The following is a 24,817-nucleotide window of genomic DNA, read 5'->3' as shown; positions in this document are numbered from 1 at the left end:
AGCTACACTGTCGCGCCCCGCGCAGGATCCACCCATGTCCGTACGCCGCTACGTCCAGCTCGACGTCTTTGCCGACCGTCCCGGTGCCGGCAATCCGCTTGCCGTCGTGCTCGACGCGGACGGCCTGGACGACGCGGACATGCAGGCCATCGCGCGCTGGACGCGGCTGCCGGAAACCACGTTCGTCTTCCCGTCGCCGTCGCCGACCGCGGACTACGGCCTGCGCATCTTCAGCCCACGCCGCGAAGTGCCGTTTGCCGGACATCCCAGCGTCGGCACCGCACACGTGCTGCTTGATGCCGGACTGGTCGCCCCACGCGACGGGCTGCTGGTGCAGGCCGGCGCCGCCGGCGAACTGCCGCTGCGCGTCGATGGCGAGGGCCCCCGGCGCACGGTCGCCGTACGCACCCCGCGCGCACGCGTGGTCGACGTGGCCGATCCCGGCGATGCGCGCCTCCATGCCGCGCTGCAAAGTCTCCCGCTCGGACCCTTGCCGCCGGTGCTGATGGATGGCGGCCGGCGCTGGTGGCTGGCCGAGCTGCGCGACGAAGCCACGCTGCGCGCCGCCGAACCCGACTGGGCGGCGATCGCCACGCTTGCCGAGGCGACCGGCAGCATGGGCCTGTGCATGTTCGCGCGCAGCGCCGATCCGGTCTACCACCTCGCGGTGCGCGCCTGGGTGGGCGCGCCCGCCCCGTTCGAGGACGCCGCATCGGGCGCGGCCAACGCCACGCTCGCGGCGTGGCTGGCCGAACGCGACGCCCTGCCCGGCGACGACGGCTTCTACCGCATCAGCCAGGGCCGCGAGGTCGGCCACGACGCGATCATCGAACTGCGCGTGGACGCGGACGGCGAGGTCTGGTCCGGCGGCCGCGCGCGCGCCATCGTCAGCGGCACGATCGACTGGTAGTTGCCGGCTTCAGTCGGCGGCGGCGCCCGTCTCCGTCGCCGACCCATGGACGGGTCGGCCGTCCACCCAGGTCGAACGCACATGGAGCGTGTCCAGCTCACTGCCGGACACCGCCAGTGGATCCTCGGCGAGGACCACGAAATCCGCGCGCAGGCCCGGAGCCAGCCGCCCCGCCTCGTCTTCGTCGAACGCTGCCCACGCGGCGCCCGCGGTGAAGCCGTGCAGCGCCTCGGCCGCGGTCAACGCCTGGTCCACACGCCAACCGCCGGGCGGTTGGCCATGCACGTCCTGTCGGGTCACCGCCGCATGCAGGCCGAGGCGCGGATCGGGCAACTCGACCGGAAAATCGGAGCCGAGCGCCAGCGGCACCCCGGCCTGTACGAAGCTGCGCCAGGCGTAGGCGCCTTCAAGGCGCGCCTCGCCCAAGCGCTCGCCGGCCCAGGGCATGTCGGAGGTGGCGTGCGTGGGCTGCATGGATGCCACCAGATGCAGGCCGGCGAAACGTTCGATGTCGGCAGGCACCAGCACTTGCGCGTGCTCGACGCGCCAGCGGTGGTCGCTGGACGCCGCATCGCCGAGCACCCGCTGGTAGGCGTCGAGCACGATGCGGTTGCCGCGGTCGCCGATGGCATGCGTCGCCACCTGCAGCCCGCAGCCCTTGGCGCGCAGCGCCGCGGCCTCGAGCGCTTCTTCGGTGAGCAGCAGCAGGCCGCGGTTGCCCGGGTCGTCGCTGTAGTCGTCGATCAGCGCCGCGCCGCGGCTGCCGAGCGCGCCGTCGACCATCAGTTTCACGCCGCGCATGTCCAGGCGCCCGGAGGCGTGGCTGTAGGCGCCATCGCGGCACCGGTCCGCAACCAGGTCGCTGTCGCCGAGCGCGTAGGCGCGCACCCGCAGGCTGAGCGCGCCGCGGTCGGCGAAGCGCTGCATCACCTCGAACTCGCTGCGCGAGGTGCCCATGTCGTGCACGCCGGTCAGGCCGAGGCTGGCGACGTGGCGCAGCGCGCGCTCCATGGCGCGGTCCTGCCAGGCGTCATCCGGGGCCGGCACGACGTCGTAGACCAGCGATGCGGCGGTATCGATGAACACCCCGGTGGGACGTCCATCCTGGCGCAGCACCAGCCCGCCCTCGGGCTGCCAGTCACCGGCGAGGTCACGCCGGGTCGCGCGCATCGCCGCGCTGTTGGCCCAGGCCGCATGGCCATCGATGCGTTCCAGCACGACCGGGCGCTGCGGGAAGGCGGCATCGAGCACCGCCGCTGTCGGGAACGCCTTGTCGGGCCAGAGGTTCTGGTCCCAGCCGCGACCGATCAGCCACGCATCCTCCGGCAGAGACTGCGCGAACGCCTGCAGCCGCTCGACGATCTCGCCTGTGCTGCGCGCGCCCACCAGGTCGGCCTGCATCAACGCATGGCCGAGATCGACGAGGTGCACGTGGGCGTCGATCAATCCCGGGATCACCGTGGCGTCGCCGGCGTCGATGCGTTCGGCGCCGGGATGGCGCGCGGCCAGCTCGCCGGCGTCGCCGACGGCGAGGATCCGGCCGTCGGCACTCCACACCATGGCGGTGGCCACCGGCATGGCCGGATCCGAGGTGTGGATGCGTGCGGCGGTCAGCAGGCGTTCGCCGTCGGCGGCGTGCGTGGCGCCGGCCAGCGCGAGCAGCACGCCGGCGGCGACCGGTGCGAAAGGATGGAAAACGATTCGGCGCATGCAGCAGGCTCCCCGTGACGGACCGTGCCGACTATGTCGGCGATCGCATCGCGGGGCAACGCCCGGGCGGTCGGCGCGCTGCCGACCTCCGGATGGCGCCCTATTCCGGACGCACGTCCACGCGCACGCGGATGGTGTCGCCAGGGTGGTAGGCGGTGCGCGTAGTGTACTGGCGCCCGCCGTACTCGTAGGTGACGTCGTACGCGTTCACGCCGCCGTAGTTGTTGTCCGAAACCTGGTAGGAGCGGTCCGGCACCGGGTCGCACACCGTCACCCGGCCATGGCGCGCGCCGCGGTTGCGTTGCGTGGCCTCGTAGATCTCGCGACCTGCCATGCCGCCGACCATCGTGCCGATCGCCGAGGTGGCGTAGCGGCCGGAGCCGCCGCCGACCTTGCTGCCCAGCACCGCGCCGACCAGCCCGCCGACCACGGTCGCGACCATCCGCCCGTTCTCGCTGCCGCCCTGGTAGCCGCCGTTGTCGCGGCCGTCGTAACCATCGCGCGCGTAGGGATCATTGCCGTAACGGTCGCCATAGCCGTAGCCATCACCGGCGTAATCGCCGGCGTAGTAGTCGTCGCGGCTGTAGCAACGCTGCTGTTCCGAGGTGGGGTAGCCGCGGGCGTTGTCGAACACCGGGTCGACGCGCAGCACGCGGGCCTCGTCGTAATAGGCGTCCTGCTCCTGGCCGTAGCGGTCGGCCTGCGGATATCCAGGGTTGTAGCCGAGCGACTGCGCGGATGCGGCGCCGGAGGCGACGGCCAGGGCGACGGCGAGGACAGTGGCGGCGGAACGACGCATGGCAGGCTCCCACGCCAGGATTGGCGCATGGGTGCAACGCTAGTGCGTTACCGTTGACGGCTTGCTGAACCCGGAGCCCCCGCAAGCGGCCACGCGCGCGGGGTTTAGCCGGCCGACAGCCTGGATGCCGACGGCCCCCGGCATCAATCCAGCAGTTCGGCTTCCAGCGTGATCGGCACGGCGCTCAGCGCCTTCGATACCGGGCAGTTCTGCTTGGCGTCATCGGCGATCGCACGGAACTTCGCCGCCTCGATGCCCGGCACCTTGGCCTTGGTGAACAAGCGGATCGCACTCAGCGTGGGTCCGCCTTCCATCGACAGGTCGACCTCGGCGCGGCTGTCGACGGACTCGGCGACATGCCCGGCTTCGGCCAGCGCATTGGCCAGTGCCATGGTGAAGCAGCCGGCGTGCGCGGCGGCGATCAGCTCCTCCGGGTTGGTGCCCTTCTCGTCGCCGAACCGGGTGTTGAAGCCGTAGCGGGTGCCATCCATGAGACCACTCGCCGGCGTGCTGATGGTGCCGCGGCCGCTCTTGAGGTCGCCCGACCAGTGTGCGGTCGCCTTGCGCGAAATACCCATATCGCCTGCTCCAGTGTGTGCATGCATCGGTGTGCACGCGGCCCAGCAGGCTAGCGCCGTGGCTGTTACGCCTGCGTGGCCGCGCCCATGCTGCGTCGCAACGCGACGGCCCGGCGCGGGCCGCGCTACTGTTCCAGTCCGCCATGACCGCCCGCCGCATGCAGGCCCGGTCGCGATACGCGACGGACAGCCATGACGTCCCTTCAACCCGACCCTGGGAGAACGGACTCATGTCCTACAGCACCCCGCAGATCCGCAACGTGGCCCTGGCGGGCCACCCTGGCGCCGGCAAGACCACGCTCTTCGAAGCCCTGCTGCATGCCGGCGGCGCGATCCAGGCGGCAGGCACGATCGAACGCGGCAGCACCGTGTCCGACACCGACCCGCTGGAGCGCCAGCGCGCGCACTCGATAGACGCCGCGATCGCCAGCCTCGACCACGCCGTGGACGGCGCCGCGCGCGTGCACGTCAACCTGCTGGACACCCCCGGCTATCCCGATTTCCGCGGCGCGACGCTGTCGGCGCTGTCGGCGGTCGAAACCGTGGCGGTGGTGGTGGATGCCGATGCCGGCATCGGCCACGGCACGCACCGGATCATGGCGCACGCCGGCGAACGCGGCCTGTGCCGCGCGATCGTGGTCAACCGCATCGACCACGAAGCGGCCGACTGCGCGCGGCTGCTGGACGAGCTGCGCGACGCCTTCGGACCGGAGGTGCTGCCGGTGAACCTGCCTGCCGACGGCGGCCGCCGCGTCGTCGACTGCTTCGCCGGCGACGGTGGCGACAGCGATGTCGGCCCCGTGGCCGACTGGCACCGGCGCATCCTCGACCAGGTGGTCGAGGTCGATGAGTCGGTGATGGACCATTACCTCGACCGCGGCGAGGCCGGCCTGAGTGGCGCCGAGCTGCACGCCGCGTTCGAACAGAGCCTGCGCGAGGGGCACCTGGTGCCGGTGTGCTTCGTGTCCGCGCGCACCGGCGTGGGCATCGCCGAACTGCTCGATGTCATCGCCACGCTGTTCCCGCACCCCGGCGAAGCCAATCCACCGCCGTTCCAGCGCGGCATCGGCGAGGCATCCACGCCGGTGACCTCGACGCCCGATCCGGACGCGCACGTGATCGCCGATGTCTTCAAGATCATCAACGATCCCTTCGTCGGCAAGCTCGGCATTTTCCGCGTCCACCAGGGCACGGTGCGCCGCGACGGCCAGCTGTTCGTCGACGACGGCCGCAAGCCGTTCAAGGTCGCGCATCTGTTCCGCATCTTCGGCAAGGACCACATGGAGATCGAGCAGGCGGTGCCGGGGGACATCGCCGCGGTGGCCAAGATCGACGCGCTGCATTTCGATGCCGTGCTGCACGACAGCCACGACGAGGACACCCTGCACCTGGCGCCGATGGCCTACCCGAAGCCGATGTTCGGGCTTGCGGTGGAGGCGGCGAGCAAGGGCCAGGAGCAGAAGCTCGCCACCGCCCTGCACAAGCTGTCGGAAGAGGATCCGTGCTTCCAGGTCGAGCACGATGCCGAGACCGGCGAGACCGTGGTGCGCGGCCTGTCGGAACTGCACCTGCGCGTCCACCTCGAGCGCCTGCGTGAGCGCCACGGCGTGGAGGTCACGAGCCGGCCGCCGCGCATCGCCTATCGCGAAACGATCGCCGCGGCGGCTGAAGGCCACCACCGCCACAAGAAGCAGACCGGTGGCGCGGGCCAGTTCGGCGAGGTGTTCCTGCGCGTGGAACCGCTGCCACGCGGCACCGGCTTCGAGTTCGTGGACGCGGTGAAGGGCGGCACCATCCCCGGCCAGTTCCTGCCCGCGGTCGAGAAGGGCGTGCGCCAGGCATTGGGTACCGGCGCCATCGCGGGCTACCCGATCCAGGACGTGCGCGTGATCGTGCATGACGGCAAGCACCATCCGGTGGACAGCAAGGAGGTCGCCTTCGTCACCGCCGGCAGGAAGGCCTTCCTCGATGCCGTGTCGAAGGCCGCGCCGCAGGTCCTCGAGCCCATCGTCGACCTGGTGGTGGTGGCGCCGGAGGACTGCATGGGTGACGTGAGCGGAGGCCTCGCAAGCCGGCGTGCGCGCATCCTGGGCACCGACAGCGCACGCGGCGGCGACATCGTGGTCAAGGCGCAACTGCCGCAGTCCGAGCTCGAGGGCTATGCACCGGAGCTCAAGTCGGCGACCGCCGGGCGCGGCCGGTATTCGCTTGATTTCAGCCATTACGAGCCGGTTCCCGCGCAGCTGCAGCACACCCTGGCGACGGCATGGAAGCCCCGCCAGGAGGACGACTGAGCTTCGCGGCGCATGCCGGTCGCGAAAAAAAGCCGGATTCCCCGTGCTTTCCACTTGGCGCGGCCCCGGGCATGCCCTACATTGCGTTTGCCGACGGGGTCGGCCCGACAACCCATCTACGAACAACGGAATCACACACACATGGCGAAGAAAGCTACCAAGGCGGTGACGAAGGCCGCCCCGAAGAAGGCCGCTGCGAAGCCGGCCGCCGCTCCGAAGCCGATCAAGGAAGCCCTGACCAAGTCGGGCCTCGTCGCACACATCGCCGAGGCGACCGGTGTTGCGGCGAAGGACGTGCGCGCAGTCATGGGCGCCCTCGAAGGCGCGGTGCACGCGTCGGTCAGCAAGAAGGGCGCGGGTGCATTCACCCTGCCTGGCCTGCTGAAGATCACCTCCGTCAAGGTTGCTGCCAAGCCGAAGCGCAAGGGCATCAACCCCTTCACCAAGGAAGAGCAGTGGTTCGCTGCAAAGCCCGCCTCGATCAAGGTCAAGGTGCGCCCGCTGAAGAAGCTGAAGGACGCCGCTGCCTGACCGGCACGCGCCATCGTGGTACCTGCTCGGGACGGCATTCGCCGTCCCGAGTCGTTTCCGGGCCGGCAACATTTTCGCAACGACCTGTCGCGCATCCTCGGCGCAGTGCCGGCGACGTGCCGGCATCCAACGACATGCACGATCCAGGGAACGACCAATGAACCTGCAAGGCTTCCTCGAACATCTCCTCAAGTCCGAATCCAGCGGCTCACCGGCCACCGGTGGCCAGTCGTCGGCCCGCAGCCTGCTCAATGCCGACTTCGGCAAGGGCGCCATCACCGGTGGTGCGCTCGGCCTGCTGCTCGGCAAGAACAAGTCCACGCGCAAGCTCGCCACCTACGGCGGACTCGCCGCCGTCGGCGTGATGGCCTACAAGGCCTATGGCGATTACAAGGCGCAGCAGGGCCCGGGACAGCCGGCGCCGCAGACCGTCGACCGCCTGCCGCCAGCGCAGGCGGCCGTGCACAGCGAGGCGATCCTGCGTGCGCTGGTGGGCGCGGCCAAGGCCGACGGCCACATCGACGAACGCGAGCGCGGCGTGATCGAAGGCGAATTCGCACGCCTCAACCCCGGCACCGAGGTGCAAGAGTGGCTGCACGCCGAGCTCGCCAAGCCGCTCGATCCCGCCGAGGTCGCGCGCGCGGCCACCACGCCGGAGATCGCGTCGGAGATGTACCTCGCCAGCCTGATGGCGGTCGACGAGCAGAACTTCATGGAGCGCGCCTACCTCGATGAACTCGCGCGGCAGCTGAAGCTCGACGACGAACTGCGCCAGCGCCTGGCAAGCGAACTCGAACGCGCCTGAGCATGCGCGCGCTGGGTCGCCTCGCCGCCTGGCTGTTCGTGCTGGCGGCGCTGGCGGCCGTGGCGCACTGGTCGTGGCAACAGCCGTTCATGGCAAAGCCGCGAACGCTGTGGGAGCTGTCGCGCATGCCGGCGCCCGAGGTGCTGGCCATGCCGGTCGCAGGCGTGCGCGCCGCGCGGGTCGCGGATACCTTCGGCGCGCCACGCGGCAGCGACCGCACGCACGCCGGGGTGGACATCTTCGCGCCACGCGGCACTGCGGTGAGCAGCGCCACGCGCGGCATCGTGGCATCGGTGCGCGAAGGCGGACTTGGCGGCCGCCAGGTCTGGGTGCTCGGCCCGGCTCGCCAACGCCACTATTACGCGCACCTCGAGGACTGGGCGCCTGGCCTTGCCGAAGGCGACATTCTGGTCGAGGGCAGCGTGCTTGGCCGTGTCGGCGATACCGGCAACGCGCTCGGCACGCCGCCGCACCTCCATTACGGCGTGTACGACAGCGAAGGGGCGATCGACCCGCTGCCCATGCTGCGCGCGGGCGAAGACGGGAAGCAGGCGGACGCCGCGGCGCGATGATCGACGCCGCGACGGCGCGGCGCTAGGCTTCGCGTGTCGCGCGGCGTCACCGCGCGGAAGGACGTAGCGACGGCATGGACAAGCGCTTCTTGATCTGCGGGATCGTGGTGGCCGCGGCCGGGCTCATCCTCGGCTTCGCCGTGCACGGGCTGCTGCTGCGCGCCGACTACCAGGCGCTGGCCCCGCTGTACCGCACCCAGGAACAGGCGAATGCGCAGGCGGTGTGGATCCTGCCCGCCTACCTGCTGCTCGGCCTGTCGATGACCTGGCTGTACCGGCGCATGCCGGCCAGCGACGGCGTCGACCTTGGCCGCGGCGCGCGCTTCGGGCTCGCGATCGCGCTGGTGTCGTACGTGCCCTGGCACATCTTCGCCTTCGTCGCACAGCCGCTGCCGATGTCGCTGATGCTGCGCCAGGTGGCGCTGGACCTCGTCGCCATGGTGCTGCTCGGCATGCTGCTGGCGTGGCTGCAGCCACACCGCCGCGTGCTCACCGATCCGCCGTGAAGCATGCTGACGGCACGTTCATCGCCGCTGCGTATGGTCGTGCGTCGCCCGCCCCCTCCGCCTCCGCCATGACCGGTTTCCGCCTGCTTTCCTGCCTCCTCGTGTTGGCCCTCGCCGCCTGCGGCGATGACAACGACGCTGCGCCCACCCGTGGGTCCACGGACGAAGACCTCGCAGCGCTGCCCACACCCGCGCAGTCCGGTGGCTCGGTCACCGGCATGCCCGACGCACCCGGTCCCGGAAACGTGCCGCTGGGCGGCCTGCGCCCGGCGGCCTCGGACGGGATCGCCATGGTCGTGCCGATCCCCGGCGCCATGCCCGGCGATGGCGGCCTGCCGCCACTCGAGGACAACCCCGAGACCGGCCTGATCGGCGTGGTCGACCTGTCGGCGACGACCGCGACGACAGCGACGGCTCCGACAGTGACGCCAGTGACGCCAGTAACGCCCGTGATGTCAGCGCTCGAACCGGCAGCCGCCGACGCCGTCGCCTTGGTCCGCGACTACTACGCCGCGATCGCGCGAGGCGATCACGCGCGCGCCTACGCGATGTGGTCGGACGGCGGCCGCAGCAGCGGCCAGACGCCGGAACAGTTCGCGGCGGGTTTCAGCGGTACGCGGACGGTGGTGCAGCCGGGTGAGCCGGGCGTGGTGAGCGGCGCAGCCGGCGCGCGCCTGGTCGAAGTGCCGGTCTCGGTCACCACCACCCGGGCCGACGGCAGCGAGCAGCGCTACGTCGGCGCCTACGTCCTCCGGCGCGCCACGGCCGACGGCAGCGGCGCATGGCGCATCACCGCGGCGGAGCTGCGCGAATACCAGCCCTGAGCGGCCTCACAGTTCGAAGCGGTAGCTCAGTTTGACCAGCAGCTGTTCGTCGTCGCGCAGGTCGAAGCTGTCGCGCAGGCCCCGCAGCGGCGTCTCCGCGAACGGTTCCTCGAGGTAGCCGCCGCGCGCATACACGACATAGAGATACGACAGCGGCGCCAGCTCGTAACGGTAGCGGACCTGGAACCCCAGCGTTCGCACACTGAAGTCGTCCACCGGGTCATCCACCGGCACGGCGCGGCCCGACTGCTCCACGCGCCAGGCCTGCCGAAGCCGCGCGTCGATGGCCAGCGCCTGCAGCTTCACCCGCAGTTCCTGGCGCGCGCCGATCGACCAGTCCAGGCCTGCGTTGAAGGCGAGCTCGCGCCCGTCGAACCCGCCAACCAGGTTGCCGCCCTGCCACAACAGCCAGTCCGGCCGATGGATGGCCGAGCCACCGGCGTGCAGCCGCAGCGCATCACTGGCGAACCAGGACGGCTCGACGCTCAGTGCATAGCCGAGCCGGTCGTTGCCCGCCAGGCCGTGGCTGAAGACTTCGGCGTCCATCTCGTACGCCCAGCGCCCCTTGCGCGGGCGTCCGTACTCGAAGTACGCGCTGAAATTCGGCGGCAGGCGGAGCACGCCGTTGCCGCGGGTCAGGCGGTCGTCCATGCCGGCGCTGTTGACGTTCACCTGTGCGTATTCGGAGCTGCCATCGCGCAGCTGGCTGTCGCGGCTCATGCGGAACTGGTGGCTCAGGCGCTGGCCGTGGTCGTTGAAGGTGGAGCTCGCGCGCCAGCGCCAGTCCTTGGATGCGTAGCGCGATTCCCCGGGCAGCGAGGTGAAGCGCCGCGAGACCTGCCAGTGGCCGTAGTTGAGGTTGTTGCGCGCCAGGTAGCCCATGTCGTTGATCTCCAGCGCGTCGCCGAAGTGCATGGCGATCCACTGCTGGCGCCAGCCGTGCTCCATCTCGTAGTCGGCCCAGACGGTGGCGCCAAGGTCCTCGCTGTCGCCGGCGGGCTGGCCGATGCGGCTGCCGAAGACGCGGCTGCGCACGTTCCAGCGCGCGCTGGGACGCCAGTTGTGGTCGACGCCCAGCACGGTGGCTTCCCGGTCCAGCCACGGCCGCTGCACGCGGGTCAGCATCATGCCGACGTCCTGGTTGCTGAAGTCGCGCACCAGCCGCAGCGCGGCGAAGCTGCGCCCGGCCTCTCCCGATTCCTCCGCGGCGAACAGGCCGTATTTCGCGGCGCCCAGGCTGCCGTTGAGCTTGAGCGCGGCGTCGATCTCGCTGGACCCCATCCCATCGTCCGCCGGGCCGCCGATGCGGCGCGTGTACAGCAGCTGGCTGTAGTCCGACGGCGTGGTGTATTCGAACAGGCCCTGGTTCTCGGTGAAGAACGGGCGCTTGTCGCTGATGAAGGTCTCGGTGGCGCTGAAGTTGACCACCAGGTCGTCGCTCTCGACCTGGCCGAAATCCGGCTTGATGGTGGCGGTGAGCTGGAACTGGCCGTTCGGCTTCCAGAAGATGTCGACGCCGGCGTTGCCGTCGCCGTGGCCGCCGACGTTGTCGTACAGCCCGGACACGAACGGCGTGACGGCGAGCAGCGACTGGCTGTACAGCGGCACCTCCAGCGCGGCGAAGTCGGACAGGAAGCGCGCGCGCTGGTAGCTCGCGGCCGGCCAGCCCACGCGCTCGCCCGTGGTGCCCACCACGCGATCCAGGTAGACCTTGAGCGTGCGCACGCCATCTGCGCCGCTGCGCATCGGCGCGATGTACCAGGGGATCAGCATCTCCACGGACCAGCTGTCGTCGTCCTCGGAGACCGCGTGCTGCCAGTGGCCGTCCCAGTCGTCATTGAACTGGTTCTGGTTGGTGATCACCGAGTCGCCGACGCCTCCGGTGGAGGCGACCACGAAGTCATAGCCGGTGCGGCCGTCGCCGTCGAAATCGACCATCAGGTTGACCCGGTCGACCTGCTCGTCGAAGTCGCGCTGGACGCGTTGCCGCGTGCGAGGAACCGAGGCGGGCTGCTGGTTGCGGAAGGCCACGGCCAGCCCCTCCGGGGTCGCCAGCACCCAGGCTTCCGTGGCCAGCGAGGCCGGCTCGCCCGACAGGGGCTGCACCTTGCGGAAGTCGGTGACATGCCGGGCACCCGCCCATTCGGCAGGATCGATGCGGCCATCGACCTCGATCGCGGCCGCCGGCGCGGCGATGACGGACAGCAGGGAAAGGAGCGCGAGGCGACAACGGGTCATGCGGAATCCGTAGCGGGTACATCCGACCCGCTTTGTACGCGGATCGGTGCCCGCCACCGACCGGCACAAGTCATGCAAACCTTCCGGCCGCTTCGCGCATCGACGCCACCCCGGGCGCCGGGCGCGGGCAGCTGCCTCAGCGCTTGGGCTGCAGCATGGTCCCGGTGCAATCGGGCGCGCCGCAGCGGCAGCCCCAGAGCTTCTTGAGCTTCGCGGTATGGCGCTCGTCCAGGACGATGCCGTAGTTGTAGGTCAGCTCTTCGCCTGGCTTGATGTCGCGCATCGCCTCGATGAGCACCTTGTCCTTGTGGCGACGGTCCCGGTCGTCTTCTTCGATCACGGCTTCGCAGTTGGGCGCGCAGCTGTGGTTGATCCAGCGCGCCACGTTGCCGTCGACGTTGCCGTCGATGACGTATTCGTCGTTGAGCGTGAACAGGAAGGTGTGGCCGTCCTCGTCGAGGTCGCCGTATGCGCTGTCGACCTCGTCATGGGTGCGCAGCGCGCCCTTGTAGCGCACCACGCGCTCGCCCTTGGCGATCGGGGCGATGGCGAACACGCCCTTGCCGTGGATCCCGGACTCGCGCGCCTCGATCTTGCGGACCTTGGCGCTGGCTTTTTCCTTCTTCGACATCTGGTCTTCGCCGGCAAAAAAACCATTGTGGTGCAAGCGCGGCGGTTCTGCCATGGCAGCTGAACGTGCCAGCTTGGACCGCGCGCGGGCAAAGAGTACAATTTCGGTCCTGATTGAGGATCGCCCATGCTCCGCGTCACCCGCCTGACCGACTACGCCACCGTGGTGCTCACCGTGCTCGCCGCGCGGCCCGGCCGCGTGCTGAGCGCCGTCGAGCTGGCCGAGCAGGCGGGTCTCGAACCGCCGACGGTCAGCAAGGTGCTGAAACCGCTGGCGCAGGCCGGCCTGGTGGACGCCTTCCGCGGCGCGCATGGCGGCTACCGCCTGTCGCGCCCGGCCTGCGACATCAGCCTGATCGCAATCGTCGAGGCCATGGAAGGTCCGCTGGCGATGACCGAATGCAGCCTCGACGACACGAGCTGCGGCATCGCCAGCCAGTGCGGCGCGCGCGCCAACTGGCGGCGCATCAACGACGTGGTCGCCGACGCGCTGCGCGGGGTAAGCCTTGCGCAGATGCTCGACACCCCGCCCCTCCCCGACACCCCACCCGGCACGTCGAGGCGCATCCCCGCGCGCCTCGCCGTGACCTGAGTCCACAGGCAGCCCCCATGGCCACCCAGATCGCACCACAGGACGAGGTTCTCGCCAACCGCGAGATCCACGAACAGCTCGGCCGTCGCTACGACGCCGGCTTCATCACCGACATCGAGTCCGATTCGCTGCCCATCGGGCTGGACGAGGGCACCGTGCGCGCGCTTTCGGCCAAGAAGGACGAGCCCGAGTGGATGACCGAATGGCGCCTGGCGGCCTACCGCCACTGGCTGACCATGCCGGTGCCGCACTGGGCCAAGCTCTCCATCGCGCCGATCGACTTCCAGGCGATCAGCTACTACTCCGCGCCCAAGGGCCCGAAGTACGCCTCGCTCGACGACGTGCCCAAGGAACTGCTCGACACCTACGACAAGCTCGGCGTGCCGCTGCACGAGCGCGCCCGGCTGGCCGGCGTGGCGGTGGACGCGGTGTTCGACTCGGTCTCGGTGGGCACCACGTTCCGCAAGGAGCTGGCCGAGAAGGGCGTGATCTTCTGCTCCATGTCGGAAGCCATCAAGGACCACCCGGAGCTGGTGAAGCAGTACCTCGGCACCGTGGTGCCGACCGGCGACAACTATTTCGCGGCGCTGAACTCGGCGGTGTTCTCCGACGGCTCGTTCGTGTTCATCCCCAAGGGCGTGCGCTGCCCGATGGAACTCAGCACCTATTTCCGCATCAACGCCGGCCACACCGGCCAGTTCGAGCGCACGCTCATCATCTGCGAGGAGCGCGCCCAGGTGTCGTACCTGGAAGGCTGCACCGCACCGATGCGCGACGAGAACCAGCTGCACGCCGCGGTGGTTGAGCTGGTGGCGCTGGACGATGCCGACATCAAGTACTCCACGGTGCAGAACTGGTACCCGGGCGACGAGAACGGCGTCGGCGGCATCTACAACTTCGTGACCAAGCGCGCCGAGTGCCGCGGCGCGCGCAGCAAGGTCACGTGGACGCAGGTCGAGACCGGCTCGGCGATCACCTGGAAGTACCCCAGCTGCGTGCTGCTGGGCGACGACTCGGTCGGCGAGTTCCACTCGGTGGCGCTCACCCACCACCGCCAGCAGGCCGATACCGGCACCAAGATGATCCACGTCGGCAAGCGCACCAAGAGCACCATCGTCAGCAAGGGCATCAGCGCCGGCCACGGCCAGAACACCTACCGCGGCCTGGTCAAGATCGCCGCCGGCGCCGACGGCGCGCGCAACCACACGCAATGCGACAGCCTGCTGATCGGCAAGACCTGCGGCGCGCACACCTTCCCCTACATCGAGGTGAAGAACCCGGGCGCCACCGTCGAGCACGAGGCCACCACGTCCAAGATCAGCGACGACCAGATGTTCTATTGCCGCAGCCGCGGCATCAGCGAGGAAGACGCGGTGAGCCTGATCGTCGACGGCTTTTGCAAGCAGGTGTTCAAGGAGCTGCCGATGGAGTTCGCGGTGGAAGCCAAGAAGCTCCTGGAAGTCAGCCTTGAAGGCTCCGTCGGCTGACCGCCGGCCCCTGCGAACCTCCCACACCGGACCACATACATGCTCAAGATCACCAACCTCCACGCCGCCATCCCCGGCGGCCGCGAAATCCTCAAGGGCCTCTCGCTCGAAGTGAAGCCCGGCGAAGTGCACGCCATCATGGGGCCCAACGGCGCCGGCAAGTCGACGCTCGGCAACATCGTCGCCGGCCGGGACGGCTATGACGTCACCGAGGGCGCGGTCGAATTCGAAGGCGCCGACCTGCTCGCGCTGGAGCCCGAGGCGCGCGCCGCCGCCGGCGTGTTCCTCGCGTTCCAGTACCCGGTCGAGATCCCCGGCGTAAACAACACCTACTTCCTGCGCAGCGCGCTCAACGCGCAGCGCAAGGCGCGCGGCGAGCAGGAGCTGGACTCGATGCAGTTCCTGAAGGTGGTGCGCGAGAAGCTTGGCGTGCTGCACCTCGACGACCAGCTGCTGCACCGCGGCGTCAACGAGGGCTTCAGCGGCGGCGAGAAGAAGCGCAACGAGATCTTCCAGATGGCGGTGCTGCAGCCGAAGCTGGCGATCCTGGACGAGACCGACTCCGGCCTGGACATCGATGCGCTGCGCCAGGTCGCCGACGGCGTCAACGCGCTGCGCTCGCCGGACCGCGCCTTCCTGGTGATCACCCACTACCAGCGCCTGCTCGACTACATCAAGCCGGACGTGGTGCACGTGCTCGCCGACGGCCGCATCGTGCAGAGCGGCGGCCCGGAACTGGCGCTGCAGCTCGAAGCCCAGGGCTACGAGTGGATCAAGGACCGCGTGGCGCCGGAGGCCGTCGCCTGATGGCCGCACTGCTCGACTCGCTTGCCGCCGGCTTCAGCGGCGCGGCCACGCGTCGCGCGGCGCTCGATGCCGCGCTGCGCGACGGCCTGCCGGGCGCGCGCAGCGAAGCCTGGAAGTACACCTCGCTGCGCGCGCTCGAGCGCCGCAGCTTCTCGCCGGCGCCGCTGCTCCACGACGCGATCGATCCCGCGCTGTTCGCCGACATCCCGGCGCCGCGGCTGGTGTTCGCCAACGGCCGCTACCTCGCCGCGGACTCGGACCTGACCGGATTGCCTGAAGGCGCGCGGCTGCTGCCGCTGTCCGCCGCACTCGCCGACCCCGACCCGCGCGAAAGCAACTTCCTCGACAAGGCCTACGCGCGCGCCGACGAGGTCTTCGCGCGCCTCAACGCCGCGCTCGCCGATGACGGCGCGGTGTTGCGCGTGGCCGAGGGCGTCGCGATCCCGCTGCCGGTGCACCTGGTGTTCGTGGGCGCGCCGGCCGGGGGCGACGTGGCCTGGCATTCGCGCCACTTCATCGAGCTGCGCCGCGGCGCCAGCGCAACGGTGATCGAACACCACATCGCCAGCAGCGAGCACGCCCACCTCGGCAATACGCTGAGCCACGTGCACGTCGCCACTGGCGCGGTGCTGCGCCACGCGCGCATCCAGGACGAGGCGCCGCGGGCCACGCTGTTCACCCGGACCGACGCGGTCCTCGCACGCGATGCCACCTATCGCCGCCTCGACCTCGAGCTCGGCGCCGGCCTGTCGCGACACGAGCTCAACGTGCGCCTGGAAGGCGAGAACGCTGAACTGGTCGCCAACGGCGTGATGCTGGCCTCCGCCCGCCGCCACCTCGACACCCGACTGGGCATCCAGCACATCGCCCGCGACACGCGCAGCCAGCTCGGCTGGCGCGGCATGGCGGCGGGCCGGGGCCGCTCCGTGTTCCATGGCGGCATCGAGATCCGCGAAGGCGCCGACGGCAGCGATGCGCGCCTGTCGAACAAGAACCTGCTGCTGTCCGACACCGCCGAGATCGACACCCAGCCGGTGCTGGTGATCCACGCCGAAGAGGTCCAGGCTGCGCACGGCGCCACCGTCGGCCAGCTCGATCCCGACGCGATGTTCTACCTGCGTTCGCGCGGCCTGGCCGAGCCCGAGGCGCGCGCCCTGCTGACGGCCGCGTTCGTGCGCGAGCCGCTGCTGGCCGTGGTGACCACGCCCGCGCTGCGCACGCTGCTGGAGGCGGTGCTGGACCGCGCGGTGCAGTCCCAGGCGCTGGCATGAACGGTCCAGGCCAGCCGCATCCCCATCCTGGCCCCGCCGCACGGGCGCTTGCGGCGGACGCGGTTGACTGGGCGGCGGTACGCGCCGATTTCCCGCTGCTCGCGCGCGAGGTGCACGGCAAGCCGCTGGTGTACTTCGACTCTGCAAACACCGGCCAGAAGCCGGCCGCGGTGATCGACGCGGTCGACGCGTTCTACCGCCACCACAACGCCAACGTCAGCCGCGCCGTGCACCAGCTCGGCAGCGAGGCGACCGAGGCCTATGAAGGCGCGCGGCGCAGGATCGCGCGCTTCACCAACGTGCGCCCCGACGACCTGGTGCTGTGCAGCGGCACCACGTTCGCGATCAACCTGGTGGCGTATTCGTGGGCGCTGCCGCGGCTGGGGCCGGGTGACGTGATCCTGCTCACGCGCATGGAGCACCACGCCAACATCGTGCCTTGGCAGCTGGTGGCGCAGCGCACCGGCGCGCGCATCGAGGTCGTGGAGCTGCTGCCCGACGGCAGCCTCGACCTCGACATGCTGCGCGACAAGATGACCGGTGCCGTCAAGCTGCTGGCCGTTACCCACGTCAGCAACGTGCTGGGCACCGTGAACCCGGTGGCCGGGATCTGCCGCGAAGCGCGGCGCCGCGGCATCACCACCGTGGTCGACGGCTCGCAGGCCTTGCCGCACCGTCCGGTCGACATCGCCGCGATCGGCTGCGATTTCTACGCCTTCACCGGCCACAAGATGTGCGGGCCGACCGGCACCGGCGCGCTGTGGGCGCGCCGCGAGCACCTGGCAGCCATGCCGCCGTTCCTCGGCGGCGGCGAGATGATCACCGAGGTGCGCCTGGACGGCACGGTGTTCGCCGACCCGCCGCGCAGGTTCGAGGCCGGCACGCCCAACATCGCCGGCTTCATCGGCCTCGGCGCGGCGGTGGACTATCTGGACGCGCTCGGCATGGCCAACGTGGAAGCGCGCGAGCAGGAGTTGCTGGCCCACTTCAATGAAGAGCTGCGCAAGGTCGACGGCCTGCGCATCCTCGGCGCCGCGCCGGGCAAGGCCGCCGTGGTGTCGTTCGTGGTCGATGGCGTGCATGCCCATGACCTGGCCACCCTGCTCGACCTCCAGGGCGTCGCGATCCGCTCAGGCCAGCACTGCGCGCATCCGCTGCTGCAGTGGCTGGGCGTCACCGCCACCTGCCGCGCCTCGCTGGCGTTCTACAACACGCACGACGAGATCGAGGCCTTCGTGGCCGCGCTCGGCAAGGTCCGCCGCCTGCTGGCCTGAGCGTGCCCGCGCGCCGACGGACAGGCGGTGCTGCCAAAATGCCGGCATGGACACCACCGCGCCCGCCCTCCGCTTCCGCCCCGCCACCGACGACGACGTCGATGCCCTCGTCGCGCTGGTGACCTCCGCCTACCGCGGTGACGCCAGCCGCGCCGGCTGGACCACCGAGGCCGACCTGCTCGATGGCGAGCGCATCGACGCCGGCGTGCTGCGCGGCGACATCGGCCGCGCGCGCAGCCAGGTCGTGCTCGCCGAACATGCGGGCCGGCTGCTCGCCTGCGCGCACGTCGCCGACGACGACGGTCGCGGCTACTTCGGCATGTTCGCGGTCGATCCGCGGCAGCAGGGCGGCGGCATCGGCCGCGCGCTGCTGGCCGAATGCGAGCGCATCGCGCGCGAGCGCTGGGGCCTGGCGACGATGCGGATGACGGTGATCGACGCCCGCGACGAGCTGATCGCGTGGTACGAGCGCCGCGGCTATCGGCGCACCGGCGAGCACAGCCCGTTCCCGTATGGCGACACCCGGTTCGGCATCCCCCGGCGCGATGACCTGCGCTTCGAATACCTGGAGAAGGCGCTGTGACCGACACCTGGACGTTTGTCTGCGCCACCGGCGCGCTGCTGCCCGGCGAAATGCACACCGTGTTCGACGAGGTGACCGGCACGCCGATCCTGGTGGTGAACCTGGATGGCGAGCTGTACGCGCTGGAGGACCAGTGCAGCCACGAGGACTTCGAGCTGTCCGCAGGCACGCTCGACGCCGGCGAGGCGACCATCGAATGCGTCCTGCACGGCGCGAAGTTCGACCTCCGCGACGGGCGCGCGCTGTGCGCCCCGGCATACGAACCGGTGGCCAAGTTCCCGGTGAAGCGGGACGGCGACGGAATCTGGACCCGCGACGACCGGGACTGAGATCCGCGTAACGGGCCGGCTTCGCCGATCGCGGAGGCCTGGCCGCCAGTGTTTACAAATGCCAATCACTCTCATTAACATTCGCATCCGGTCCGGCCCCACGCCTTGACGAGCCCCTCTGATGCGCTTTCCGTCGCTCCCCCCACGCCCCCTCGCCATCGCGCTTCTTGCCGCCCTCGCCCCTCCTGTGCTCGCCTCCGGCGGCGCCGGGGCACAGTCCACGCCCACCGACCTGGACCGCATCGAGGTGCATGGCGAGCGCCCTGCGCCCTACGCAGTCGAAGCGACCACCAGCGCCACCCGCACCAGCACCCCGCTGCTCGAGACGCCGCAGGCGATCAGCATCGTCACCCGCGAGCTGATGCTCGACCAGGGCATGAACTCGCTGGCCGACACCGTCCGCTACCTGCCCGGCGTGACCATGGCCCAGGGCGAGGGCAACCGCGACACCACGGTGATGCGCGGCAACAGCTCGACCGGCGACTTCTTCGTCGACGGCTTGCGCGACGACGTGCAGTACATCCGCGACGTCTACAACATCGAACGCGTCGAAGCGCTCAAGGGCCCGAACGCGATGATCTTCGGCCGCGGCGGGTCCGGCGGCGTCCTCAACCGCGTCACCCGCAAGGCCGACTGGGGCGAGCACCACGAGCTCACGGTGCAGGCCGGCTCCTGGAACCGCAGCCGCTTCACCATCGACCAGGGCCAAGCGCTGGGCGACGGCGCGGCGTACCGGGTCACTGCCATGGCCGAGGACTCGGACAGCTATCGCGACGGCATGACCGTCGAGCGCTACGGCATCAACCCCACCCTGGCCCTGCGCCTGGGCGAAGCCACCACCGCCACGTTCGGCTACGAACACTTCCGCGACGACCGTGTCGCCGATCGCGGCGTGCCCTCGCGCGGTGGCCGGCCGCTGGCGACCGATCCGGAAACGTTCTTCGGCAGTCCCGAGCTGAGCCCGGTGTGGGCGCGGGTCAACGCCTTCGATGCGGTCCTGCAGCACGACTTCGCCGGCGGTGCCTGGCTGCGCAACGCCACCCGCTACGCGGTGTACGACAAGTTCTACCAGAACGTGTTTCCCGGCAGCCTGCGCGGCGACCTGGTTTCGCTGGGCGCCTACAACCACCGCACCGACCGCGAGAACCTCTTCAACCGCACCGACCTCGGCTTCACCGTCCAGGCCGGCGGTACCACCCACGCACTGCTGGCCGGCATCGAACTCGGTCGCCAGGTAACGGACACCTTCCGCCAGACCGGCATCTTCCCGGCCAACAGCAGCTGCCTGCCGGGGACGCCGGCGGTGACCAGTTCGTTCTGCGTGCCTTTGGACGACCCGCGCTACCGCGGGCCCATCGGGTTCGCGCAAAGCGCGAGCGATGCCGACAACCACAGCGTGGCCAAGGCCTCCGCGCTCTACCTGCAGGACCAGATCGAGTTCTCGCCACGCTGGCAGGCGATTCTTGGCTTGCGCCTGGACCGCTTCGAGATGGACCTGCGCAACCTCCGCAATGGCGAGCGCTTCGGTGCCGAGGACAACCTGCTGTCGCCGCGCGCCGGCCTGGTCTACAAGCCCGCCGAAACGGTGTCGCTGTACGCGAGCTATTCGGTCACCCACGTGCCGCGCTCGGGCGACCAGCTGTCCTCGCTCAACGCCGACAACCGCGCCCTGGATCCGGAAGAATTCCGCAACAAGGAGGTGGGCGTGAAGTGGGATATCCGTCCCGGCCTCGCGCTGACTGCCGCCGCGTATCGCCTCGACCGCACCAACGTGGCGGTCGCCAACCCGGCCTACGACCCGGTCACCAATCCCGATGCCCCGACTTCGATCCTGGTCGACGGCCAGCGCAGCGAAGGGCTCGAACTGGGCATCGCCGGCAACGTTTCCGAGCGCTGGCAGGTGATGGGCGGCTACGCCTGGCAGGACGGCGAGAACCGTGTGGATGGCCGCGACCTGGCCAACCTGCCCCGCCACACCGTGTCGCTCTGGAACCGCTACGACTTCACGCCCGCCTTCGGCATCGGCCTGGGCGCGGTGTACCGCGACGACATGTACGCAGCCGCGGACAACGCGGTGGTCCTGCCGGGCTACACGCGCCTGGATGCGGCGGCGTTCTACACCGTCAACGAGCGCTTGCGGCTGCAGCTCAACGTCGAGAACCTGACCGACCGCGAGCACTTCGCTTCGGCCCACAACAACAACAACATCACCCCGGGCACCCCGCGGGCCTGGTACGTCGGCCTGCGCCTGGCGTTCTGATCAGCGGGCAAGGCGGCACGTGCCGGAGCCGCACGCGGCCTGCCGTACTGGTCGATGCCCCCTGCAAATGCGAACCAGTTGCGATATGGAAATGGTTCTCATTACAATTGATGGGCAAGCGGCCACCTGGCCACCGGACAGCCAAGCGAAGCGAGCCCTCCGGCACCCGCCCCTCTTCCAGAGACTCCATGCAGCCGCAGCCCTCCCCGCGCGCCCGTTCGCGCCTTGTCCCGCTCGCCCTCGCCCTCTCCGCCATCCTCTCCTCCCCAGCCCTGTACGCCGGAACGGCCGCGGTCGGTGACCCGGTGGACCTCGACCGCGTCGTGGTGACCGCGACCGGCTTCGAGCAGAAGCTCGCCGAAGCGCCGGCCAGCATCAGCGTGATCACCCGCGAAGAGCTTGCCGCGCGCCCCTACACCACGCTGGTCGACGCGCTGCGCGACGTCGAGGGCATCGACGTGGGCATGGAAACCACCGACAAGAACGGCCAGGGCAGCATCAGCATGCGTGGCCTGCCCTCGGAGTACACCCTGGTGCTGATCGACGGCCGCCGCCAGAGCAATGTCGGCCAGCTGTACCCGAACAACTTCGGCGGCGGGCAGTTCAGCTTCATGCCGCCGCTGGACGCGATCGACCGCATCGAAGTGGTGCGCGGGCCGATGTCCACGCTGTACGGCTCCGACGCCATGGGCGGCGTGATCAACATCATCACCCGCCGCATCGGCCGGGAATGGACCGGCTCCTTCACCCAGGGCTTCACCCTGCAGCAGGAGGACGAGTTCGGCGATGCGCGCACCACGGACGTGTACCTCAGCGGCCCGCTGGTGGAGGACGTGCTGGGACTCACCGTGCGCGGCAGCTGGTACGACATCGACGAGTCGATGCCCGAATGGGATCCGCTGCCGCTGCCCGACGGCAGCCTTTGGGAGCGCACCCTGGGCTTCGGTGGCGGCGGCAAGCAGGTCGCCAACACCAGCTGGAACTCCGGCATCCGCCTGTCGCTGACCGCCGATGAAAACCACGACCTGTGGCTCGACTACGACATCGCGCGCCAGAAGCACGACAACACCCGCGGCCAGACCGGCACGCTCGACGGCATCGACAGCTTGTGGCGCAGCGGCAACGCGACGCTCGCCGACGGCAGCAGCCGCCGCGTCGTGCAGCCGCGCGTCGGCTACACGCCGTACCAGCGCTACGAACGTGACCAGCTCGCGCTGACCCACGTCGGCCGCTGGGCGTTCGGCAGCAGCCAGACCAGCCTGACGCGGCATACCACCAGCAACCTCGGCCGTTCACTGCCGTTGACCATCGCCGAGCGCGGCGAGCTGCAGGACCTGTGGAACGATGTCTGCGCGCGACGCGCCCAGGCCGCGTACTGCAACAACGGCACCGGCGCGGCGGGCATCGCCTCGAGCGGCCTGACCGCCGAGGAGCGCGCGCGGCTCGAGGCGTTCCTGCCGCGGCCGATGCGCGTCATGGAGCTGGACGGCCACGTGCTCGACACCCGCCTGGACATGGGCTTCGGCGACCACCAGGTCACCGTCGGCGGCCAGTACAACGACACCGATATGGAGGACGGCGTGTTCGGCATGGACGGCGCCGGCTTCCGCGACGGCACCACCCAGACCCATCGCCAATGGGCGCTGTTCGCCGAGGACAACTGGGCGCTGACCGACCGGCTCACCGCCACCCTCGGCGTGCGCTACGACCGCCACAACATGTTCGGCAGCCAGGTCAGCCCGCGCGCCTACCTGGTGTGGGCCGCCAACGAGCGCTGGACGGTCAAGGGCGGCGTGAGCACCGGTTACAAGACCCCGCGCCCGGACCAGCTGTTCCCCGGCATCACCGGCTTCGGCGGCCAGGGCGTGAGCCCGTTCGTGGGCAGCCCGGACCTGCAGCCCGAGACCAGCCGCAACTACGAACTGGCCGTGTACCACGACGCCGGCCGCTACGGCTTCGACGCCACGCTGTTCTTCAACCGCTTCGAGGACAAGATCGCCAGCGGCGACAACATCCCCAACTGCGAAGTGGCCCCTGCGGGAGGCGGCTACTGCGTGGACATCGGCCCCGGCTGGGCGGCGCTCGGCTACAACACCTTCAGCCAGTCGATCAACATCGCGTCCGCCGAGACGCGCGGCGTGGAACTGGCGGGCCGCGTGGACCTGTCCGAGCGCTGGCTGCTGCGCGGCAACTACACCTGGACCAGGAGCGAGCAGACCAGCGGCGACGACCGCGGCAATCCGATCGCGGGCAACCCGGCCGAGCACATGCTCAACGCCAACCTGGGCTGGCGCGCAACCGACGCCCTGACGCTGTCGCTGATCGGCGAAGGCCGCTACGACCGTTATCGCGACACCCTGCTGCCCGGCGTCACCAGCGTGTCCGAGCGCACCGTGCGCCATTACGACAACTACACCGTGTTCCACCTCGGCGCCAACTGGAAGGCCACCGATGCGCTCACCTTCAACGCGCGCATCAACAACCTGACCGACAAGGACTTCGTTTCGCAGAGCTGCCTGCTGGCCACCAGCCAGGCCGAATACACCTGCGTCGACGACTACGCGGTCAAGGAAAAGCGCCGCAGCCTCTGGCTGTCGGTGAACTACCGCTTCTGATGCGACCGCCGATGACCGCACCCGCCGAACGCTCCATCGCCCAGGCGCAGCGCCGTGGCTTCTGGTTGCGCACGCTGCACCAGTGGCACTGGATCAGTTCGGCGGCGTGCCTGGTCGGCATGCTGCTGTTCGCGGTCACCGGCATCACGCTCAACCACGCCAGCAGCATCGAGGGCAGCCCGACGGTGGACAACCGCCAGGTGGCGCTGCCGTCGACGCTCTTGCCGCTGCTCGCCACGCAGGAAGACGGCAAGGCGGCATTGCCCGCCGGGCTCGCCGCGTGGCTCGGCGATGAACTCGACATGCCGGTCGCCGGCCGCGAAGCAGAATGGTCTGCGGACGAGGTCTACCTGTCGCTGCCGGGGCCGGGCCGCGATGCCTGGCTTGCAATCGACAAGACCAGCGGCGAGGTCGAGTACGAGCGCACCGACCGCGGCTGGATCTCATACCTCAACGACCTGCACAAGGGCCGCAACGCCGGGCCCGCGTGGGGCTGGTTCATCGACGTGTTCGCGATCGCCTGCATCGTGTTCACCGTCACCGGGCTGTTCCTGCTGCAGATGCACGCGCGCCAGCGGCCCGGAACCTGGCCATGGGTCGGCCTGGGGCTCGTGGTCCCGGTGCTGCTCGCGCTGCTCTTCATCCACTGATCCCGATTGCGCGAGGCCTTCCCATGCGCATGACCCTCACCATCGCCCTCGGCGGCCTGCTCGCCATGCCTCTGCACGCGGCGGAGATGACCGTCGACATAGAGATCCCGCAGATCAAGGTCGCCGAATACCACCGCCCCTACGTCGCGGTGTTCGTGGAAGGCCCCGATGGCAAGGCCGCGGCCACGCTCGCGGCCTGGTACATGATGAAGGACACCGACGAAGGCCATGGCACCAAGTGGCTGCCCGACCTGCGCCAGTGGTGGCGCAAGGCCGGCCGCACGCTCGATGTGCCGGTGGACGGCGTGACCGGACCGACGCGCCCTGCCGGCCGCCACGCGCTCAAGGTCGATGCGCGCGATCCGCGCCTGGCTGCGCTCAAGCCCGGCCGCTACACGCTGGTGGTCGAGGCGGCGCGCGAAGTCGGCGGACGCGAACTGCTGAAGATTCCCTTCCAGTGGCCGGCGACGTCGGCGCAGTCCGGGAAGGCACAGGGCATGAGCGAACTCGGCGCCGTCGCGCTGGCCGTCAAGCCCTGAGCCACCCGACCCC

General features: G+C 70.0%; 23 protein-coding genes. 18 read left to right on the top strand and 5 right to left on the bottom strand.

The window, feature by feature from the left end:
• The first annotated feature begins 34 nt into the window (after nt 1-34).
• On the top strand, nt 35-910 hold the full coding sequence (locus tag JGR64_RS03385) for a PhzF family phenazine biosynthesis protein (protein WP_199375114.1): 876 nt from the start codon (nt 35-37) through the stop codon (nt 908-910).
• A 9-nt stretch (nt 911-919) separates the two neighbouring features.
• Here the strand turns inward: JGR64_RS03385 and JGR64_RS03380 are convergent, their stop codons facing one another.
• The 3 genes from JGR64_RS03380 to JGR64_RS03370 form a co-directional block, all read right to left on the bottom strand.
• Nucleotides 920-2,620, bottom strand: a complete 1,701-nt coding sequence (locus JGR64_RS03380) for an amidohydrolase (protein ID WP_199375113.1) — start codon at nt 2,618-2,620, stop codon at nt 920-922.
• Between the two features lie 100 nt (nt 2,621-2,720).
• The gene (locus tag JGR64_RS03375) at nt 2,721-3,419 is read right to left on the bottom strand and encodes a glycine zipper 2TM domain-containing protein (protein ID WP_199375112.1); all 699 of its coding nucleotides are present in this window, start codon (nt 3,417-3,419) and stop codon (nt 2,721-2,723) included.
• A 143-nt stretch (nt 3,420-3,562) separates the two neighbouring features.
• Nucleotides 3,563-3,997, bottom strand: a complete 435-nt coding sequence (locus JGR64_RS03370) for an OsmC family protein (RefSeq protein ID WP_199375111.1) — start codon at nt 3,995-3,997, stop codon at nt 3,563-3,565.
• 230 nt (nt 3,998-4,227) lie between these two features.
• Between JGR64_RS03370 and fusA the strand changes: the two genes are divergently transcribed.
• From fusA to JGR64_RS03340, 6 genes are all read left to right on the top strand, one after another.
• Entirely contained in the window at nt 4,228-6,291 is a 2,064-nt protein-coding gene (fusA, locus tag JGR64_RS03365; RefSeq protein WP_199375110.1) for an elongation factor G, read from the top strand.
• A gap of 141 nt (nt 6,292-6,432) precedes the next feature.
• Complete coding sequence (locus tag JGR64_RS03360) at nt 6,433-6,822, top strand: HU family DNA-binding protein (RefSeq protein WP_182823828.1); 390 nt, start codon at nt 6,433-6,435, stop codon at nt 6,820-6,822.
• 157 nt (nt 6,823-6,979) lie between these two features.
• Nucleotides 6,980-7,627, top strand: coding sequence for a tellurite resistance TerB family protein (locus tag JGR64_RS03355; protein ID WP_199375109.1), 648 nt, complete (start codon nt 6,980-6,982; stop codon nt 7,625-7,627).
• Nucleotides 7,628-7,629: 2 nt separating this feature from the next.
• On the top strand, nt 7,630-8,199 hold the full coding sequence (locus JGR64_RS03350) for a M23 family metallopeptidase (RefSeq protein ID WP_199375108.1): 570 nt from the start codon (nt 7,630-7,632) through the stop codon (nt 8,197-8,199).
• A 74-nt stretch (nt 8,200-8,273) separates the two neighbouring features.
• The gene (locus tag JGR64_RS03345; RefSeq protein ID WP_199375107.1) at nt 8,274-8,705 is read left to right on the top strand and encodes a hypothetical protein; all 432 of its coding nucleotides are present in this window, start codon (nt 8,274-8,276) and stop codon (nt 8,703-8,705) included.
• A 68-nt stretch (nt 8,706-8,773) separates the two neighbouring features.
• Complete coding sequence (locus tag JGR64_RS03340) at nt 8,774-9,529, top strand: nuclear transport factor 2 family protein (RefSeq protein ID WP_234446993.1); 756 nt, start codon at nt 8,774-8,776, stop codon at nt 9,527-9,529.
• Between the two features lie 6 nt (nt 9,530-9,535).
• Here JGR64_RS03340 and JGR64_RS03335 read toward each other — a convergent pair whose 3' ends face one another.
• Together JGR64_RS03335 and JGR64_RS03330 are read right to left on the bottom strand one after the other, a co-directional pair.
• Nucleotides 9,536-11,767, bottom strand: coding sequence for a DUF5916 domain-containing protein (locus JGR64_RS03335; RefSeq protein WP_199375105.1), 2,232 nt, complete (start codon nt 11,765-11,767; stop codon nt 9,536-9,538).
• A gap of 136 nt (nt 11,768-11,903) precedes the next feature.
• Nucleotides 11,904-12,398, bottom strand: a complete 495-nt coding sequence (locus JGR64_RS03330; protein ID WP_199375170.1) for an SET domain-containing protein-lysine N-methyltransferase — start codon at nt 12,396-12,398, stop codon at nt 11,904-11,906.
• 126 nt (nt 12,399-12,524) lie between these two features.
• Here JGR64_RS03330 and JGR64_RS03325 point away from each other — a divergent pair, with 126 nt between their 5' ends.
• The 11 genes from JGR64_RS03325 (at nt 12,525) to JGR64_RS03275 (ending at nt 24,804) form a co-directional block, all read left to right on the top strand.
• Nucleotides 12,525-12,989: an SUF system Fe-S cluster assembly regulator gene (locus JGR64_RS03325; protein ID WP_199375104.1), complete on the top strand. Its 465-nt coding sequence runs from the start codon at nt 12,525-12,527 to the stop codon at nt 12,987-12,989.
• Nucleotides 12,990-13,006: 17 nt separating this feature from the next.
• Nucleotides 13,007-14,476, top strand: coding sequence for a Fe-S cluster assembly protein SufB (sufB, locus tag JGR64_RS03320; protein ID WP_199375103.1), 1,470 nt, complete (start codon nt 13,007-13,009; stop codon nt 14,474-14,476).
• 39 nt (nt 14,477-14,515) lie between these two features.
• Nucleotides 14,516-15,283, top strand: coding sequence for a Fe-S cluster assembly ATPase SufC (gene sufC, locus JGR64_RS03315; protein WP_199375102.1), 768 nt, complete (start codon nt 14,516-14,518; stop codon nt 15,281-15,283).
• Nucleotides 15,283-16,554 (top strand): Fe-S cluster assembly protein SufD, encoded by a 1,272-nt coding sequence (sufD, locus tag JGR64_RS03310; protein WP_199375101.1) that lies wholly within the window; start codon nt 15,283-15,285, stop codon nt 16,552-16,554. Before sufC ends, sufD begins: the two co-directional genes overlap by 1 nt.
• Entirely contained in the window at nt 16,551-17,828 is a 1,278-nt protein-coding gene (locus tag JGR64_RS03305; protein WP_199375100.1) for a cysteine desulfurase, read from the top strand. The genes sufD and JGR64_RS03305 overlap by 4 nt, the downstream gene beginning before the upstream one ends.
• A 46-nt stretch (nt 17,829-17,874) precedes the next feature.
• A complete protein-coding gene (locus JGR64_RS03300; RefSeq protein WP_199375099.1) occupies nt 17,875-18,411 on the top strand; it encodes a GNAT family N-acetyltransferase in 537 nt (178 codons plus the stop codon).
• Nucleotides 18,408-18,740: a non-heme iron oxygenase ferredoxin subunit gene (locus JGR64_RS03295; protein WP_199375098.1), complete on the top strand. Its 333-nt coding sequence runs from the start codon at nt 18,408-18,410 to the stop codon at nt 18,738-18,740. Before JGR64_RS03300 ends, JGR64_RS03295 begins: the two co-directional genes overlap by 4 nt.
• A 187-nt stretch (nt 18,741-18,927) precedes the next feature.
• Nucleotides 18,928-21,000 (top strand): TonB-dependent siderophore receptor, encoded by a 2,073-nt coding sequence (locus tag JGR64_RS03290; protein WP_234446992.1) that lies wholly within the window; start codon nt 18,928-18,930, stop codon nt 20,998-21,000.
• A gap of 188 nt (nt 21,001-21,188) precedes the next feature.
• On the top strand, nt 21,189-23,615 hold the full coding sequence (locus JGR64_RS03285) for a TonB-dependent receptor (protein WP_199375096.1): 2,427 nt from the start codon (nt 21,189-21,191) through the stop codon (nt 23,613-23,615).
• An 11-nt stretch (nt 23,616-23,626) separates the two neighbouring features.
• Nucleotides 23,627-24,265, top strand: a complete 639-nt coding sequence (locus JGR64_RS03280; protein ID WP_199375095.1) for a PepSY-associated TM helix domain-containing protein — start codon at nt 23,627-23,629, stop codon at nt 24,263-24,265.
• Nucleotides 24,266-24,288: 23 nt separating this feature from the next.
• Nucleotides 24,289-24,804, top strand: coding sequence for a DUF2271 domain-containing protein (locus tag JGR64_RS03275; RefSeq protein ID WP_199375094.1), 516 nt, complete (start codon nt 24,289-24,291; stop codon nt 24,802-24,804).
• Nucleotides 24,805-24,817: the final 13 nt, after the last annotated feature.

Origin of the sequence: Luteimonas sp. MC1572 (assembly GCF_016615815.1) — a bacterium.
Lineage (GTDB): Bacteria > Pseudomonadota > Gammaproteobacteria > Xanthomonadales > Xanthomonadaceae > Luteimonas.
The sequence above is the reverse complement of the archived record's forward strand: the minus strand, read 5'-3'. Positions and strand labels throughout refer to the sequence as shown.

What these genes read in the sequence shown, in the direction of transcription:
- JGR64_RS03385 (WP_199375114.1), top strand. Translation starts at nt 35, where the DNA reads ATGTCCGTACGCCGCTACGTCCAGCTCGACGTCTTTGCCGACCGTCCC.
- JGR64_RS03380 (WP_199375113.1), bottom strand. Translation starts at nt 2,620, where the DNA reads ATGCGCCGAATCGTTTTCCATCCTTTCGCACCGGTCGCCGCCGGCGTG.
- JGR64_RS03375 (WP_199375112.1), bottom strand. Translation starts at nt 3,419, where the DNA reads ATGCGTCGTTCCGCCGCCACTGTCCTCGCCGTCGCCCTGGCCGTCGCC.
- JGR64_RS03370 (WP_199375111.1), bottom strand. Translation starts at nt 3,997, where the DNA reads ATGGGTATTTCGCGCAAGGCGACCGCACACTGGTCGGGCGACCTCAAG.
- fusA (WP_199375110.1), top strand. Translation starts at nt 4,228, where the DNA reads ATGTCCTACAGCACCCCGCAGATCCGCAACGTGGCCCTGGCGGGCCAC.
- JGR64_RS03360 (WP_182823828.1), top strand. Translation starts at nt 6,433, where the DNA reads ATGGCGAAGAAAGCTACCAAGGCGGTGACGAAGGCCGCCCCGAAGAAG.
- JGR64_RS03355 (WP_199375109.1), top strand. Translation starts at nt 6,980, where the DNA reads ATGAACCTGCAAGGCTTCCTCGAACATCTCCTCAAGTCCGAATCCAGC.
- JGR64_RS03350 (WP_199375108.1), top strand. Translation starts at nt 7,630, where the DNA reads ATGCGCGCGCTGGGTCGCCTCGCCGCCTGGCTGTTCGTGCTGGCGGCG.
- JGR64_RS03345 (WP_199375107.1), top strand. Translation starts at nt 8,274, where the DNA reads ATGGACAAGCGCTTCTTGATCTGCGGGATCGTGGTGGCCGCGGCCGGG.
- JGR64_RS03340 (WP_234446993.1), top strand. Translation starts at nt 8,774, where the DNA reads ATGACCGGTTTCCGCCTGCTTTCCTGCCTCCTCGTGTTGGCCCTCGCC.
- JGR64_RS03335 (WP_199375105.1), bottom strand. Translation starts at nt 11,767, where the DNA reads ATGACCCGTTGTCGCCTCGCGCTCCTTTCCCTGCTGTCCGTCATCGCC.
- JGR64_RS03330 (WP_199375170.1), bottom strand. Translation starts at nt 12,398, where the DNA reads ATGTCGAAGAAGGAAAAAGCCAGCGCCAAGGTCCGCAAGATCGAGGCG.
- JGR64_RS03325 (WP_199375104.1), top strand. Translation starts at nt 12,525, where the DNA reads ATGCTCCGCGTCACCCGCCTGACCGACTACGCCACCGTGGTGCTCACC.
- sufB (WP_199375103.1), top strand. Translation starts at nt 13,007, where the DNA reads ATGGCCACCCAGATCGCACCACAGGACGAGGTTCTCGCCAACCGCGAG.
- sufC (WP_199375102.1), top strand. Translation starts at nt 14,516, where the DNA reads ATGCTCAAGATCACCAACCTCCACGCCGCCATCCCCGGCGGCCGCGAA.
- sufD (WP_199375101.1), top strand. Translation starts at nt 15,283, where the DNA reads ATGGCCGCACTGCTCGACTCGCTTGCCGCCGGCTTCAGCGGCGCGGCC.
- JGR64_RS03305 (WP_199375100.1), top strand. Translation starts at nt 16,551, where the DNA reads ATGAACGGTCCAGGCCAGCCGCATCCCCATCCTGGCCCCGCCGCACGG.
- JGR64_RS03300 (WP_199375099.1), top strand. Translation starts at nt 17,875, where the DNA reads ATGGACACCACCGCGCCCGCCCTCCGCTTCCGCCCCGCCACCGACGAC.
- JGR64_RS03285 (WP_199375096.1), top strand. Translation starts at nt 21,189, where the DNA reads ATGCAGCCGCAGCCCTCCCCGCGCGCCCGTTCGCGCCTTGTCCCGCTC.
- JGR64_RS03280 (WP_199375095.1), top strand. Translation starts at nt 23,627, where the DNA reads ATGACCGCACCCGCCGAACGCTCCATCGCCCAGGCGCAGCGCCGTGGC.
- JGR64_RS03275 (WP_199375094.1), top strand. Translation starts at nt 24,289, where the DNA reads ATGCGCATGACCCTCACCATCGCCCTCGGCGGCCTGCTCGCCATGCCT.